A 1,322-nucleotide genomic window follows, 5' to 3' on the forward strand; every position below is an offset into this window, starting at 1 on the left:
GAAACAGGTGATGATGCGTCTATGGCAGCTATGGCTCTCGGAGGAATCCTTGCGGCAGCTGGACTTGGTTTGGCAGGAAAACGCAAAAAAGAAGACTAAATAGTGATTAGGTACACATCTAATTGAGTTAGTTAGACTATTTCAGTTTTCGAAAGAGAGATTCATCCCGAAAGGGGTGGGTCTTTTTGATTTGTAATGAGAGGATTTTGGTAGCTGATATGTCTTGATGAGAGCTTTTTAAATTTTGGTAAAATTAGAAGTCAAAATTTTGGGAAGATTTATATCCTTTATCATAAAAAAGAGTTATTTTGAATTCTCAAGCAATTATTTCAACTAAAGAAATGTTTAAGGCAATATATACAATACTGATGGATTAGATAATTCTTCGTATTTTAGTAGACTTCATTACTTATTATATTTAGATGAAGTTAAGGTTATCCCTAATCCCACTTAAATCTAAGACTGATTAGTGTTTACAGTTAAAATTAGATAGTTAACATCAAAAAATAGGGAGAATAGTTAGGAAAAGAAATAGATCTTTATAAATAAATAGAAAATATCGGGTAAAAACATGGTGGATTCCGTATTTTTATAAGACTAACTTTGGTAATTTATAATATAAGAAGAGTTAAAAATGATAATAGGGAAGTCTTACTTTTAAAGGGTTTTTACGTTTAAAAGTTGTTTCAATCCTTACTTCTATTTGAAATTTACTTATTTAAGAAAGCCAATTATTAGAAAAATGAACGTTAAAAGTGAATTCAAGATGGCTTTTAAAGAAGAAAATTAATATCAAAATATTAGAAAAAACGATTTTATGATAAATAACAGTAAGCGTTTTAAACGCTTATAATACAAGTGTTTTAACGTAAGACTGCTTTTTGTAAGAGTTTGGATTTAACAATTGTCAGATAACTAAAGTTTTTTTAGAAAAGATAGATTAATCACTTGACTCTAAATTGTCAGAATGTTAGAATGAGAATGAATCATGGATATGAGGGGAATTAACTTGTAGTCATGTATCTATAACTAACTATTTTTTTAAGAGGGAGACTTAAACATGAAAGACATTTTCAATAGACGTCAACGATTTTCATTGCGTAAATATTCGTTTGGTGTCGCTTCAGTCTTGCTAGGAACGGCACTCTTTGCCGCTCATACTGCACAGGCCGATGAAGTAACAGCGCCTGACGCTTCTTCATCAAACCCTGATTCATCAGTTGAGGGGGAAAGTTCATCAAACCTGATTGAGACATCTACAGCATCTACAGCTCAAGCAGATCCTACTGCAGCTGTATCTTCAACTGAGGCAACTGCGTCAA

General features: G+C 32.0%; 2 protein-coding genes. Both read left to right on the plus strand.

The genetic code is table 11. The annotated features are described in order from the left end of the window. A partial coding sequence (locus AX663_RS11080; protein ID WP_156430749.1) for an LPXTG cell wall anchor domain-containing protein occupies positions 1 to 99 on the plus strand: 99 nt, incomplete at its 5' end. A gap of 961 nt (positions 100 to 1,060) precedes the next feature. Continuing rightward, the coding region (locus AX663_RS03260) for a YSIRK-type signal peptide-containing protein (RefSeq protein WP_156430750.1) at positions 1,061 to 1,322 on the plus strand (262 nt) is incomplete at its 3' end.

It is taken from the genome of Streptococcus sp. CCH8-H5 (assembly GCF_001556505.1).
GTDB lineage: Bacteria > Bacillota > Bacilli > Lactobacillales > Streptococcaceae > Streptococcus.